Below are 228 nucleotides of genomic sequence, written 5' to 3'. Positions count from 1 at the left end.
ATCACGGTCAATATCGGTGTGCTACCAGAAAATGACGCGCCAGTATTGGTGGATGAGAATGAAACACCACTCGGTGAAAGCATCACCGTTGAAACCGCTGAAGATACGCCCGTTGGCGGTACTTTGCAGGCGACTGATCCTGATGGTGACCCACTAACCTTTACGAAAAATAGCGACCCTACCAACGGTAGTGTTGTAGTTAATGAAGATGGTACCTGGGAATATACG

At 48.2% G+C, this 228-nt stretch carries 1 protein-coding gene; it reads left to right on the top strand.

The window, feature by feature from the left end; genetic code table 11:
- The coding region (locus QQK09_RS10690; RefSeq protein WP_284204126.1) for a cadherin-like domain-containing protein at positions 1–228 on the top strand (228 nt) is incomplete at both ends.

The organism is Psychromonas marina, from assembly GCF_030161115.1.
GTDB lineage: Bacteria > Pseudomonadota > Gammaproteobacteria > Enterobacterales > Psychromonadaceae > Psychromonas > Psychromonas marina.
This window is presented reverse-complemented; position numbering and strand designations above follow the sequence as displayed.